This is a genomic window from Faecalicatena orotica, from assembly GCF_003149245.1.
Lineage (GTDB): Bacteria > Bacillota > Clostridia > Lachnospirales > Lachnospiraceae > Faecalicatena_A > Faecalicatena_A orotica.
Genome location: NZ_QGDL01000001.1, coordinates 236,737 through 250,847 on the forward strand (window position 1 = coordinate 236,737; position 14,111 = coordinate 250,847).

Consider the following 14,111-nt stretch of genomic DNA (forward strand, 5'->3'; position numbering starts at 1 on the left):
CCTCCCCGCGGCATCAATACTGTTCAAACATGTGCGCCGCTATCGCATCCTCGGCCGCATAAGCCTTCATCTTCATTTCCTTCTCCCGGCCTTCACAAAGCAGAATATCATTCAGCCGTCCATACCTGCCGGATTCGCCCGGCTTCACTTCCTTCACGCAGCTTTCCTTATCACTGCGGTATGTATTGCCGTCAATCGTTTCTTTGAAATAGTACTTCAGGGTTTCGTTTGAGAAAAGCACAAACTTCTTTACATACAGATTCTCATACATCGGTGTCAGAACCTCCGTCGAGTAATCAACCGCTTCCGTATCCCCTTTCTGAAGCTGGTAGTAAAGCATAACCCTGCTGCCCTTCTGCCCCTTGTACTCAATCAGAGTCTTGTCCCAGAGCTGAAGCTCGATCAGCCATTCCTTCTCATAAGACAGGAAAAATGGAAAATAAATCTGCTTTCCACATAATTCCTGCAAAAACTTCTTCAGCGTCTTACGTATCATGGAATTATATTCTCTTGCCGAGTAATATTTTAAAACAGCGATTCTGCAGATATCTATCGTATCTTCGCCTTTCTCATACTCCCGGCAGATGATGTCGATCACGCTCTTACTGATCTTCCTGTCCTCCACCACATACCCTCTGGACATATAGGCCAGATAAGCCTGCTGGAGCCTGAAATAAGCACCTTCCGCATAATATTCCTCAAACACCTGTACTTCTGCAAAGAGTTCTTCTGAAAACAGCATCTGTGTCAGAATACGTTCGCCCAGTTTGTGGCTGTGTACCTCATATTCCCGCGCCTCTCTCCAAAGCTGTTTCATCTCCGAAGTTGCCCCGCAGTAATAGTTGGACAGATAGGTCAGGATCACTTTATCATACTGTCCCTGCTTAAATAGCTCAAAACAGATATATGTCAGGAAATCGTCATTTTCATAATTATTCTCCCGGATCGTCTTGCTGCAAAGCGCAAACAATTCCTCCTCGCTGTAAGCCTCCACACCGCGTTCCCTGACCACCTCCAGCGTCAGCGGCTCATCCTCTTCCTCGAGACGGTTCAGGCGCATACTGTTAAGGAACTTCTTACACATATCCATGTAACGGAGTTCATAGAATAAACGTCTGCTCTCATAGGGAATAGAGTCTGTGTAATGCCTGCCGTCCTTTGCCTCCCACACGAGCCTGTCCGTCTTCGCATATAAGAACACCTGTGTACCCCTGTCGCTGTAGGGAACCTTCTGGGTAATGGTCCCGTTATCCGAGATAATGTGGATAAACTTCATATTCGGCACTTTCGTCGTGATCTCATACGCATGGCAGATATCGTAAAGCGCCTTAATCCGCTCCGGATTCATAGAACGTTCTACGATGAACCGCTTATAAATAATCCTCAGCTGCTCGTCTATGTGCCGGCGTTCCAGCTGGTTCCATGCAAAGGCTTCCATCTCATCCCTGTAGTGTGCATAGATTTCGTTGGATTCGTCCTCATAGGTAATCAGGTTCGAATACAGCAGCGCACACTTGTGGTAATCAAGATTGTTCCCATGCATAAAATACAGGTATACAGACCGCGGCAGTGCCTTGTGGAAATGCTGCACCCTGATGGAGGCCATATAGTATTCATACAGCTGGGCGATCTTCAGTTCTGACTCCACGGCCTTTTCGTACCACTTAAAGTAAAGGTTGTCCACACAGTTGCCTTTGATCAGCAGTGTACAGATTGCCGTCAGGATCATGGACTCTTCATACATCTTATAGGCAAGCACAAGTGTCTCATACAGGTGTCTGTCGAACCCTTTCAGCTGGCTCGCCAGATTGGCCGTATACAGTGCCAGTTCCTTTGTCATCAGCTTATACTTTGCTGCAAAATACAATACCCGCACTTCAAATGTCCCCAGCTTCTTCAGAGAAGAACTCTTATCCCTGAAACACTTGAACGCTTCCATATAAAACCAGATACTGTGGTTCTTTTCCTCATAAAAATGCTGTTCCAGCACACGCAGCCGTTCACTGTAGATCTTATATTCCGAATCCACATTTACAAGCATGCAAAGAATCATCCAGCTCTCCGGATGCTTCATGTAAGACTTGGAAAGCTCCTCTGCAACCCTGCGCTGCCCGATGGAATCATTGCTCAGCAGGGTGGTAAGATACAGGTAATAGGAACTCATCTCCACATTTTTCCCAATTGCAAATCTATTATAATTATAAGATTCTAGAATCCACTTTGCCTCTTCGAAGCGCTGCCCCAGAAGGCAGACATGGGCATGTACCAGCAGATATATCTCGTTCTTACTATCTGCTTCACGCAGATGTTCCAGCTTCTTCACCGACTCCTCTGTCCATGTGTTAAGGTCTATCCTGCCGGCCTCATATGTCAGATACCGCTTCACAATGCTTGCAAACTCTATGTCTGCACTGCGGTAGTCCTCCTCCCGCTTCACGTCCTTCTCGACCACGATCTCATAGACGAGTGACTCGTACGGAGTCTCCAGTATGATCTGTCCGAAGTTGCTTCCCCTGTGCAGCTGCTCTGTCGTAATGATATACTCCAGGCGGTAGGAATTCCCGATAAACTCCTCTGTCGTAACCTTGGCATGTTCGACTGTCAGAAAATCGCCTTCCGTGCGGACATCGATCGTCAGATAGCCCCATGTATTCTTCTTGACAGTCAGTGTCTCTTTACGAGCCTCCTCCACTTCCATGAAGGCACGGCTCTCCTCCTCAAGCGTCAGGAATATCTTCTCTTTCTGCTTGCAGCCGACAAGGAATTCTTCCAGCGCCTGCTGATCCAGCTCCCACTTGCGCATGTTGTCGTACAATGCCTGAATACGCTTGTCTTCATATTTTAATATCTCGTAAAAATCTCTGGAACGGAACAGCTTCTCTGCCTCAGCCGGATCGCGGAAAGAAAGCTTCTTAAAATCCTCGAGGCTCTGTACCTTGCCATAGCTTGTCATAACAAATGGCTTTTCGATGATCGCTGTAAATGCAACGTCATATTCGCCCCCGTTGCATACAATCGTAAACTTACCATGCTCGACATGTCCCGGCACCAGCCCGGAACCATCATATGTATAATAGATATTAACCGGATTCCCATCGAAGCCCTGTTCTTCACAATGGACACGATAAGAAGAGGGATATACAAGCCCCCTGATAGTCCCCTCGCCCTGGTTCTGCAAAGAGAAACTCCCCTTATACATTTCTCCCTCACCGACACGCATGATGATCCGGGTCTCCGGGAAAATAATCTCTGGCTGCGGAATGTGAAAATCTCCTTTGGAAAGACGTTTAATCTTATTCTTCAAGTTCGTCACCTACTCATTTTCTAATGTTACTTTTCCTGACGTTGCATTTTTTCATAAGCACGCTATAATGAATTATATCATCAATGTAGTATTTCTTGCAACGGGTGAATGAAAGAATTTGAAAGGAGATTGTATACATGAATACAAAACCAGAGTTTCATGGCAGTGATCTTGAGAAAATAGAGGAATATTACGGCATTCCAAAGGAATCCATCGTTTGTTTCGGGGCCAATGTCAACCCTCTCGGCCTTTCCGAAAAAGTCAGACAGGAAATCGCGGCAAATCTGGATATCATTTCTACCTATCCGGACAGGGAGTATACTTCACTTCGAAATGCCATCGGGCAGTACTGCAAGGTCCCCCCTTCTTCCGTTGTCGTAGGGAACGGCTCAACCGAACTGATCTCCCTCCTGATCGAACAGAGATGTCCGAAAAAGACACTCATCCTCGGTCCGACCTATTCAGAGTATGCCAGAGAGCTTTCCTTTTCAGACAGTATACAGGAATATTACCACCTAAATCCGAATGATGGGTTCCGTCTGAATGTCCCTGACTTTTTAGAAAAACTGGAAGAAGGATTTGACCTCCTTATTATATGTAATCCCAATAACCCGACCTCCTCCGTCATTAGGACGGAAGATATGCGCCGGATCTTAACTGCCTGCCATGAAGCAGATACCTTTGTCATGATTGACGAAACCTATGTGGAATTCGCACCAGATATCGGGGCAGTCAGTGCAGTGTCCCTCATTGGAGAATTCAGTAACTTTATGGTGCTGCGCGGGGTTTCCAAATTCTTCGCCGCCCCCGGCCTCAGACTTGGTTACGGTGTCACCGGCAATGAAGCGTTCTTAAAGAGAGTCCGGGAGCACCAGATTCCCTGGGCATTAAACAGCATCGGGGCATTTGCCGGAGAACGCATGCTTCAGGACAGCCGCTATATACAGCATACGCGCACGCTGATTCTGGGTGAGCGTACCCGTATGCTGGAGGAGCTCCGTAAAATCAGGCTCATAAAAGTCTTCGATGCATATGCAAACTTTATCCTGATCCAGATCCTAAAGGAAGGACTGACTGCATCCGGTCTTTTTGAGGCCTGCATCAGACGGGGCCTTATGATCCGTGACTGCTCTTCCTTCCAGTGTCTGGAAGGGGAATATGTACGTTTCTGCATGATGTTGCCAGAGGATAATACACGTCTGCTGGACACATTGAAAGAATTTTTAAAATAAGGTACAAAAAGAACAGGCGAATGATACAGCCATCTGTCATCCGCCTGTTCTTCCTTTCAATCACCATTTACTGCTACTTCTTCAATATCAATGCAATAAATTCCAGATCTTCACTTCCTGTATTCTTCACCCCGTGTCCTTTGCCGTCCTCGCAGAACGTAACATCCCCCGCCTCTATCGGCACCGCTTTCCCGTCGTCATCATACATTCCTGTTCCGGAAAGGATATAGTAGGCCTCCGTCTCCCCGTGGTGCTCATGGTGTCCCAGCTCACAGTTCGGCTTAAGCGTAACTTTGGAAAACATCTTGCAGTGTTCGCCGAGCTGTTCCGTCATCAGAAGCGCCTCCTTCATTATAAATCCGGCTCCTCCGTTTACTTTCTCAACCGTTTCTACCTTTCTCTCTCCTGCTTTCGTCATCACGTCAGCCTCCTTAATCATGAAATTCTTTTACCATCTGGTTATATGCAAGAGGCTTGTATCCAAGTCTCTCATAAAGGGCCGCTGCCCTCACGTTATCATCTTCCACTTCCAGCCGGAACCGGGTAACCCCTTCTTCCTTATGTTCTTCCACATAGGCAAAGAACTCGCTTCCAAGTCCCTTTGAGCGGAATTCCTCCAGAATATAAAGCTCCTCGAGCCAGTACACATATCCCCCGGCCTCCTGGGAAAATGTCTTTGCAACCAGACCATACCCGGCCGTCTGCCCCTCAGACTCCAGAATATAGCCCAATGCATAAGTCCCCCCGTTCATACATTCCTCAAATGTCCTTTCAATATAAGAATCCGGAACCGGATAGAGCACTGCCGGTGAGTGATAAAAATCATGCGCCATCTTTAAATACACATCTCTGTCTTCCAGTTTCATTTTACGAATCATAAAAACCTCCTGCTTAATAACGTTTTATAATGTCAATTATGTTTTCATCCTACCACACTCCTACAGAAGGGTCAAGCAAAGGAAACAGGGAATGGACAGTCGTCAATCAACTCTTAATTTGTCCCCTATTTCCAAAAATTTAAGAAATGGGGAGACGGCTTTGTGGTATAATAATATATATAAATTTTATTTGTCTTACTAAGGAAGGATGGTGCACTATGGAACTGAATGAAGGTTTGAAGAAAATATTACTGGCAGGTGTCGGCGCAGTTGCCGTTACGGCTGAGACTGCAAAGGATGTTGTGGATAATCTTGTTAAAAAGGGGGAACTTACTGTAGAACAGGGCAAGGTCCTCAACGAAGAGCTTAAACAGAACGCAAAAGAAAAAGTCAAAGAACATGTTTCTGTCACCGTTGTTAAGGAATACAAGGACGCAATGGATGCTGTCAGCCATATGGACCCGGACGAGCTTGCCGCCTTAAAGGCTAAGATAGCAGAGGCTGAGAAAGCCAATGAGGAAAAGGCTGCCGCCGAATGCGAGGATGAGACGGAGGAGAAAGCCGATACCCCTTGTAATGAAGAGACAGACGAAACTGATATCCCATGCAGCGGGGATCAGGAAGAAAAGATGGATACACAGGAAGACTGACCACGGAGCTGATTATGGACGAGACATTTGTAACACAGGAACAGAATAATACGGAATCTCCCGCTTCTGACAAGAGGCTGCGCGAGATCCTGGCGGTGCTTAGGCGCCACCAGGTCACGCACGGCCTGTCTCCTGTCAAGCTGCGGGAGATTTTAGAAGATCTGGGGCCCACCTATGTCAAGCTGGGACAGATTATGTCAATGCGCTCAGATATGCTGCCGGAATCTTACTGTGAGGAATTGACGAAACTGCGGACGGAAGTAAGACCCCTGCCGTTTCATATAATTTACGGCGTGATTGAAACAGAGCTGAACAGGCCTGTTTCTGATATTTTTTCAGAGATAGAAGAGACACCCCTTGGCTCTGCTTCTATCGCCCAGGTACACCCTGCTGCTTTGAAAGACGGCACAAAAGTTGTCATTAAAATACAGCGGCCGGCTATCAAACAGACGATGCAGAATGACATCCGCCTTATGAAAAAGGCTGCCGGCATTTTAAAGATTGCCATTGGCACCGAGGATCTCATTGATTTTAAAACAATTCTGGATGAACTGTGGAAGACAACACAGGAGGAAATGGACTTTGTACAGGAGGCTGCTAATCTGGACCTGTTTTATGAAAACCAGAAAGAGATCGCCTATGTCACATGCCCGAAAGTTTTCCACGAGCTGACTACACCGCGGCTGCTTGTCATGGAATATATTAACGGAATCCAGATAGATGAGACAGCACAGCTGGAAGACCTCGGCTACAATATGACCGAGATTGGCCAGAAGGCGGCCGAAAACTACTGCAAGCAGATACTGGAAGATGGTTTTTTCCATGCAGACCCGCACCCGGGCAATCTCTGGGTAGCCAGCGGGCAGATTGCATGGCTGGACCTTGGCATGACCGGAAGACTGACACAGCATAATAAACAGCTCTTAAAAAAGGCTATCACCGCAATTCTGGAAAATGATATCTATGCCCTTAAAAACGTGCTTCTGGCCTTCGGCGAACCTCAGGAGCGTGTTAACCATGCCCGTCTGTACACCGACATTGACGATATTCTAAGCAAATATCTTTCTATGGATTTTGGAACTATGAAGCTGGGCACACTGATTGAACGGATGCTGGAACTTGTGAAAGACCACAGGCTCGCTATCACCCCCGACGTCACCCTGCTCGGACGCAGCATGATTACGATGGAGGGGACACTGACTGCATGTGCCCCGGATGTAAATATCATCCAGATTCTGTCAGTCCATATGTCCACCCTTCTCATAAAGGAACTAGATGCTAAGAAGCTGCTGCGCCACAAGGGCCGCCAGCTGTACACCTCTATGGATAAATCACTGGATATCCCCGCACAGCTGTCTGACCTATTGAATATCACAAAGAATGGGCAGGCACAGCTTAATCTGCAGGTCGCTGATTCCGAAGAAATCCGGGAAGATATCCAGAGGACGGCCAACCGGTTTATCTTGAGTATTCTTGCGGTCGGACTGTTTATAGGTTCCGGGCTGATCCTCAATACAATGTCTATGCCAAGGTGGTTCGGAATCCCGTGGCTGAGTTTTATCGGGTATTTCATCTCATTCATCCTGATACTTGTACTCATTTTCCGCATCTTATTCCGCAAAAAGTAGCCTTTCTATTTATCAGCCCAGACAGCGGATCTGGTGGTATTTTATTTTCTTCCATCCGGTCAGGTCATGCCGTACCTTTTTTGTTGCATCGGTAACAAGCTGATACAATTTTTCGTGTTCTTCTTCGGAAGGCGGGTTTTGTGCAAACATCGACTGCCATACTTCATCCTGAATCCACTGCCAATCCCCGACAGATATCTCAGAAATGTAGTTTTTCAGGGACTCAAAAGCCTCTGAAGCCAACGGATCCGCCGCCTCCTTCATGCCTAAAAAGACTGCCGTATCATATAGGGTCCGGTACAGGGCCAGTACTCCCCGTCCATTCCGGTATCTGCGGCACTGCATCATTCTCTGCTTTCTGCGCACTACTCCCTGAATCAGAAAAACAGCAGTCAACAGCAGAATCATTCCAGCGATCGTAAGGCTCCCCAGAAGGATTCTGGTGCTCTTCTTCACTTCTGCCGGTGCCTTCTGCCGGCTGTCCGAAGCAGGGGGAACCGCCAGCGTATCTGTCCCTGTATAAGGAAGTGTATGTTCCCTGACCTGCCAGCCGTCCTCATAGGTTTCACACCACGCATGTCCCATCTGCCCCGTCACTTCAGCTGCATATGTCCCGTCCTCCTGTTCCTGAAACGCGGACGCAGGAATCGCATACCCCTCTGCATATCTTGCCGGATAGTGAAGGATACGGTACATGAGTACAGCCGTTGTCGCAAAGTGCACGCAGAAACCTTTCTTATTTTCAAACAGAAAATATTCTGCAAAGTCCTGATCTGCCGGTGTTGCTCCCGGATTATAGTCATAAACGGTATTCTCTTTGAACTCCTTCTGAATAAACCGGGCTGCATCCTCAATACTTCCGATATCCTGTTCACTGCACAGCGCCCTCAGCCGTTCCAGATCCGGGGGATACTGGTAGTATTCGTCGAGTACTGCATCTGACAAAGCTTCCATCCTCCAGAAGCTGCCGGAATAAACACTGCCATACGCTTCCGGATAGTAAAATGTTCCCCGGGGACGTTCATCTGTATGTACAACAATTCCCTTACCGTCTCCCGGAGAAAACGAAGCGATCGCTTTTAAATCCTGCGGGATTCCATCTTTAAATACACCGGTTCCCGACTCTTCGGGCAAACCGGGGGGCTCATCTAGCACCTGTGTTTCAGCTTGTTCGGCTTCTTTTGCTTCCGGGTCTGTCTTTTCTTCCTCTTTCTGTCCTTCCTGTCTCTCCTTTTCCTGCTGTGGCTTCTCTTCGTCCTCTTTTTTCTTTTCAGAAATTCCTGTCAAATCTGTAAACTTTTGTACAACGCCTTCCTTCACAGCCGTCCTCGCCTGCCGATACACACCGTTTTCAACAGTTTTCATGGCTTCCACCGGCTTTGCAGCCACATTCGAGGCCAGAAAAAGCACCATAATACAGACAAGCGCCGATGAAGCGCCGAGTATCACCGATTTTCCTGAGTTTCCCCCGCAGACGGCAAAATAAACACCTGCCGCGAATATCAGCACCCAGCATGCGCCTGCCGACGGGAAGTATCCTTCCACGGCCGCCAGCGCCGCCGGACATAAGATTAATAGTACCGTCAGAAGTTTTCCCCGGTTCTTCACGAGTACCCAGGACCACAAAAGAAGCACCGGCACGGTTGCCATAGCCGTTAAAAGACCAAGCGTCCACGCCGCGGCTTCTGGCTCACTGTAGAGCAGCAGAGGTTCTGTCCCTTCATAATGGACTCGCAGATACGCATTTGCCAGATAATTAACGGCCGCGGCCGCAAGTGTCTGTCTCCGCCAAAATATAAATGCAGCCGGCAGGACACAGAGTATCACTGAGAGGCCCTTCTGCCATACTTTCAGCGAGGCCCACATTACCCCCAGCACTGCCAGAGGAAACAGAAAGACTGCCAGCCATACGATATTGATATCAGCCGGAAAGACGTTGAAGAATATCCTCCACCAGGAAACCGCAAGGAAACAGACGGCCGCACCCCGTGCGAAAATCAGCACAGCCCCCGTCCCATACGGCCTGTCAAATCCGTTTTTCTTTTCCGCCTCATACAGGCGGATACCGGATTCTCCTTTTTTCCTTCTGCTCATTGCCTGGTCCCTCCTTACAGCTGCAGCAATTCCTGTGTTTCCCCGTTTATCTTCATGTTACCCTGTCCGTCAATCACAACAATGCTGCTGAAATGTTCACCCAGAAAAGCATCTTCATAGGCAATCCCGGCCATCTCCCTGTCTTCATACGGCTCAATGTCAAGTAGCCTCCAGACAAGCTCATACGCCGATTCCGCACTGTTTACTTTATATTTGACGACTCTTGCATTCTTTTCTTCAAACCATGCAGCCATATGAATGCATTTTTCTCCTGCCAGAGTCATACTCAAAGATGCCGTGCGTTCCAGCATACGGTCTATCCCTGCGGCACTCGCCCCTTTTTCTGCAAAATCCACCCATAACAGAACGACACACCCCAGAGGACAGCCATGTTCTTTGACCATGAGTTCCCCTTCCTTTGCCGTCAAATTGTATCATAACTCTGCACGAAATGGAATAATTGAGATCATAAAGGCCCGCCTGTGCTGCTAAAACACAGGCGGGCCTTTATATCTTCTTAATCCGCATCAGGATATTCGTTACAGAGCAGACGGCAGGCCACTTCATCCTCCTCGATCTCCGGGAAACGTCCAATCTCTTTGTTATAAAAGAAGTTATCGTTATCGTCATCATTGCACATAGAAACCTCGCCCAGAAGCACCGGACCGCCTGTCTCTGGTACAATAAAATCATGGTACATATACGGGGTGATCGTGATGCTCTGCCCCGGATGCAGGCAGACTTTGGTTCCGGCAGGCACGTATTCTCTCTTCCCATCTGAACATACGGCAACATCTGTATCCAGCATTTTCTCTTCCGGTGTACCGTTATATACTGTTATGAACACATCATTGCCGCCTCTGTTGATAATATCCTCCATCTTACTCACATGAAAATGCATGGCTGCTGTCTGGCCTTCATATAACATCAAAAGCTTTTCAGCATATGTTTTTTTATATTTCTGAGGTTCTTTTAGATTGCCATTGCGTATCGTAAAAAGTGAAAAACCAATTTCGTCAAATCTGCCGAGACCGAAATCCGTAATATCCCACCCTAATTTGTTGTCTCGGATCTCATCATATTCATGACCAGTATGGAGCCAGTCCTCAGGCGTCCAGTAAGCAAAGGGCGGCATCTCAAAACCATGCGCTTTTATCAGACTTTCCATATCCTTGATGACCTTGTTAATTCGGGAACGTTTCATATGGGTAACCTCTTTCTAAATCTAAATATAGTTTCAAACTCATAATTTCAAACGGTTTAATTACAAATTCCAGCTCACCGTTTCCCTCTTCTTCCCCATTACTTTCTTCCAGAAGATTGCAGGGAACTATTTTCTGAATATTATAACCAGAAGACAGTTGTACTTTATGCCTTCCCCCCCGGCATTCATGCAGTCTGACAATTAGACATTCCTCATCTTCTGCTTTCTTGACTGCATCAATCTGTACACCATCATCTGACACTTTGACAAGCTGGTTTTTATCTTTGAATTCGCCTGATACGGCCTGCGCAGGCAGGTTCAAATTATTAGCTGCCTCAATTACGCCGCCCTCCTGTGCCCTGCCCGTATGCGGAAGGAAAGAATATACAAAATCATGCTCACCCATATCAGCAGATGTGTCCGGAAATTTAGCACTTTTCAAAAGACTCAGGCGCATAACATGGTCTTTGATGCTATAGCCATATTTGCTGTCATTGAGAAGGGCCACGCCATAATCCTCTTCTGAAATATCTGCCCACTTATGTCCGCAGACCTCAAATCGTGCCCAATCCCAACTCGTATTCCAGTGTGTAGGGCGTTCGACATGCCCAAATTGTATATCATATGTTGCTTTCACGACCCTGATATCCGTATAGAATGCTGTTTTTAACAGCTTGTGATCTTCCTGCCAATCCACATGTGTGGTAAAATCAATCCTTCTGGAATCACGGTATACTGCCATATCCTGTACAATTTGGGATTTGTGGAAGCTGTATTCAAAGCGGATTACTGCCTTCAATGGCCCCTCTTCCACAACCTGGCCTCCTTTACACTGTTCAATAATCTCCTTTTTCTTCACATGAAAAATATCAATATCCCAGGCATCATATTTCAGCGGCTTGTCCTCATAAATCTCCAGAACATTACCTTTTTCGCCTTCCCTTATAACCATCCTGTCTGCTTCTTTGTCGAATATCTTTACTAACTGGCCAGCCTCATTCCATTCGATAACATAATATGGGGTTTCTATAGAATTCCTATTTAACTTAAATGCTGATTTCTGTTCCTGTGTTTTGTCTTTCCCCAGCCTGAAGGTTATATTGCACATGGAAAAGGGCTGAATTTCCATAAGTACTTCATAGCCTTTAGCTGTACGCTGTGCTTCCAGTTTTTTTCCTGCTGCATCAATGAAATCCCCGTCCTGTATAACCGGCACATGAACCAGTTCTTTCCCGCCAAAACTGTTCACCGTATAAATACCGAAACAATTCTCCTTCGGAACTATTAGCTTCTTAAATGCATTCTCTATAATTCCATCTGCTAATTTTTCTGCCCTTTCATAGGAAATCCTTGAATCTTCATATACTTCCCGTATTGAAGAACCCGGAATGATATCATGGAATTGCTGTAACAGAACTTCTCTCCAACAGTCCTCGATTTCCTGGCGCGGGTATTCCCCACCCCCTGCATAGCAGACGGATGCAAGCCATTCCGCCTGTGTAAGCCTTTGTTCCATATACCGGTTAACTTTTTTATTATATGCCTGTGATGTATATGTTCCACGATGATATTCTAAGTATAATTCCCCGTCCCAGGTGTGTACATATTCATCACTATTTTCGATATCCTCATGAAGTTGGTTGAAAAAATCTAACGCCCTGACTGGCTTTACCCCTGGGAGCCCGGGCAGTTTGTCCATTGCCCGGCGCATTTCAAGCATATCACGGGTCACCCCTCCCCCTCCATCTCCATAACCGTACGATATAAGCGTGTTTTTACTTAGATTCTTATTCCTGAACTTCTTCCAGCTTCCTGCCACGGTACGTGGATCCATCATTCCACTATAAGTTGAATATCTGGTATCCAGCTCCCGCCCCTCCTCCGGCGTGTTCACAAAATAAGTGAGTATTTCACTGCCATCAATCCCCCTCCACCAGAATACATCATCAGGCATGGTATTGAATTGATTCCAGCTGATTTTCGTAGTCATAAATGTATCTATCCTGCACTGTTTCAATATCTGGGGCAAGGCCCAGCTATAGCCAAACACATCCGGCAGCCAGAGGTATTTACATTCTTTTCCAAACTCCTGTTTTATAAACCGGATCCCATATAAAAACTGCCTTACAAGCGATTCTCCTGATGGGAGATTGCAGTCTGCCTCCACCCACATCCCCCCATCCGGTTCCCATCTGCCTTCTTCTATCTTTTCTTTTATTATTTCATATAAATCCGGCCGGTCCTGCTTGATGTAATTGTAAAGCTGAGGCTGTGTCTGGAGAAACGTAAATTCTTCATACTGCTCCATCATGCGGAGTGCCGTCGTAAAAGAGCGGATGACCTTCTCCCTCGTATGCTTCGTCCGCCACAGCCATGCGACATCAATATGAGTATGTCCCACTACATTTATATTCACTTTGCTATGTTTCTCTAATTGTTTCAGACCCCCCGCTAAAACACTGTGTGCTGTCTCTATAGTTCCATAAAAAAATTCTTCATCCCATTCGATACAACTCAGCACATTTTCAAACAGGTTTTTTAGTTCAATGTACTCTTCATCATCCGGCGATAATAAAAGCAGTGTCTCCGTAATTGCTTTTCCATAATAATATAGTTCATCTGTCTTTTCATGCAGGTAGCCCAGACTTGCTTCTTTTACCCTGTGGTAGAAATCCCTATGAATCCCACCACCTTCCAGACCGCTCCAGAGCATAAAAGTCAATTTTACCATCCTGCCCTCCAATTTATCAAACAGGACTTCCCTATGGTTCGTATCTACTCCCTGATAGGGGATCCCGTCTATATAGAGCAATGATTCAAACCCGCTGTTATAACAGTCCCCCGTTTTTCCAAAATCAAACAGCCCAACTGCCTTACAGCCTTCTTTTGTTTCCGGTATCTGCACCTTTTTTTCCAGCCACAGATAAGAATCCCTTCCTTTAAAAATATCATTTAATTCTAAAGGCCTGCCCTCTATCCGCTCCGGCGGGACAAGATGCACCTCATCATCCAAAGCATGGTCGGGCATCGATATGAAAGGGGCTATACTTCTGCACCCCACATACCTTTTTATTCCCAGTTCCTCCACTCTTTTCTGAAACTTCTCAATTGTAAAAAACAT

10 protein-coding genes are annotated in these 14,111 nt (G+C 46.6%); 3 read left to right on the forward strand and 7 right to left on the reverse strand.

Going from position 1 to position 14,111, the window contains the following annotated elements; all coding sequences use genetic code 11:
• Positions 1-13: 13 nt before the first annotated feature.
• Entirely contained in the window at positions 14-3,304 is a 3,291-nt protein-coding gene (locus A8806_RS01080) for a DUF5717 family protein (protein ID WP_109729311.1), read from the reverse strand.
• Between the two features lie 137 nt (positions 3,305-3,441).
• On the opposite strand from A8806_RS01080, the gene A8806_RS01085 reads away from it, so the two are divergent.
• On the forward strand, positions 3,442-4,536 hold the full coding sequence (locus A8806_RS01085; RefSeq protein WP_109729312.1) for a pyridoxal phosphate-dependent aminotransferase: 1,095 nt from the start codon (positions 3,442-3,444) through the stop codon (positions 4,534-4,536).
• Between the two features lie 73 nt (positions 4,537-4,609).
• On the opposite strand, the gene A8806_RS01090 is transcribed toward A8806_RS01085, so the two are convergent.
• On the reverse strand, positions 4,610-4,954 hold the full coding sequence (locus A8806_RS01090; protein ID WP_109729313.1) for a cupin domain-containing protein: 345 nt from the start codon (positions 4,952-4,954) through the stop codon (positions 4,610-4,612).
• Positions 4,955-4,967: 13 nt separating this feature from the next.
• Entirely contained in the window at positions 4,968-5,414 is a 447-nt protein-coding gene (locus tag A8806_RS01095) for a GNAT family N-acetyltransferase (RefSeq protein WP_109729314.1), read from the reverse strand.
• Between the two features lie 218 nt (positions 5,415-5,632).
• On the opposite strand from A8806_RS01095, the gene A8806_RS01100 reads away from it, so the two are divergent.
• Positions 5,633-6,064, forward strand: a complete 432-nt coding sequence (locus A8806_RS01100) for a phasin family protein (RefSeq protein WP_109729315.1) — start codon at positions 5,633-5,635, stop codon at positions 6,062-6,064.
• Positions 6,065-6,078: 14 nt separating this feature from the next.
• Entirely contained in the window at positions 6,079-7,692 is a 1,614-nt protein-coding gene (locus A8806_RS01105) for an ABC1 kinase family protein (RefSeq protein WP_109729826.1), read from the forward strand.
• Positions 7,693-7,704: 12 nt separating this feature from the next.
• Here A8806_RS01105 and A8806_RS26470 read toward each other — a convergent pair whose 3' ends face one another.
• From A8806_RS26470 to A8806_RS01125, 4 genes are all read right to left on the reverse strand, one after another.
• A complete protein-coding gene (locus A8806_RS26470; protein ID WP_242995916.1) occupies positions 7,705-9,786 on the reverse strand; it encodes a transglutaminase domain-containing protein in 2,082 nt (693 codons plus the stop codon).
• Positions 9,787-9,800: 14 nt separating this feature from the next.
• Positions 9,801-10,190: a hypothetical protein gene (locus A8806_RS01115; RefSeq protein WP_109729316.1), complete on the reverse strand. Its 390-nt coding sequence runs from the start codon at positions 10,188-10,190 to the stop codon at positions 9,801-9,803.
• A gap of 113 nt (positions 10,191-10,303) precedes the next feature.
• Positions 10,304-10,990: a D-lyxose/D-mannose family sugar isomerase gene (locus tag A8806_RS01120; protein ID WP_109729317.1), complete on the reverse strand. Its 687-nt coding sequence runs from the start codon at positions 10,988-10,990 to the stop codon at positions 10,304-10,306.
• On the reverse strand, positions 10,971-14,111 hold the full coding sequence (locus A8806_RS01125) for an alpha-mannosidase (RefSeq protein ID WP_109729318.1): 3,141 nt from the start codon (positions 14,109-14,111) through the stop codon (positions 10,971-10,973). Before A8806_RS01125 ends, A8806_RS01120 begins: the two co-directional genes overlap by 20 nt.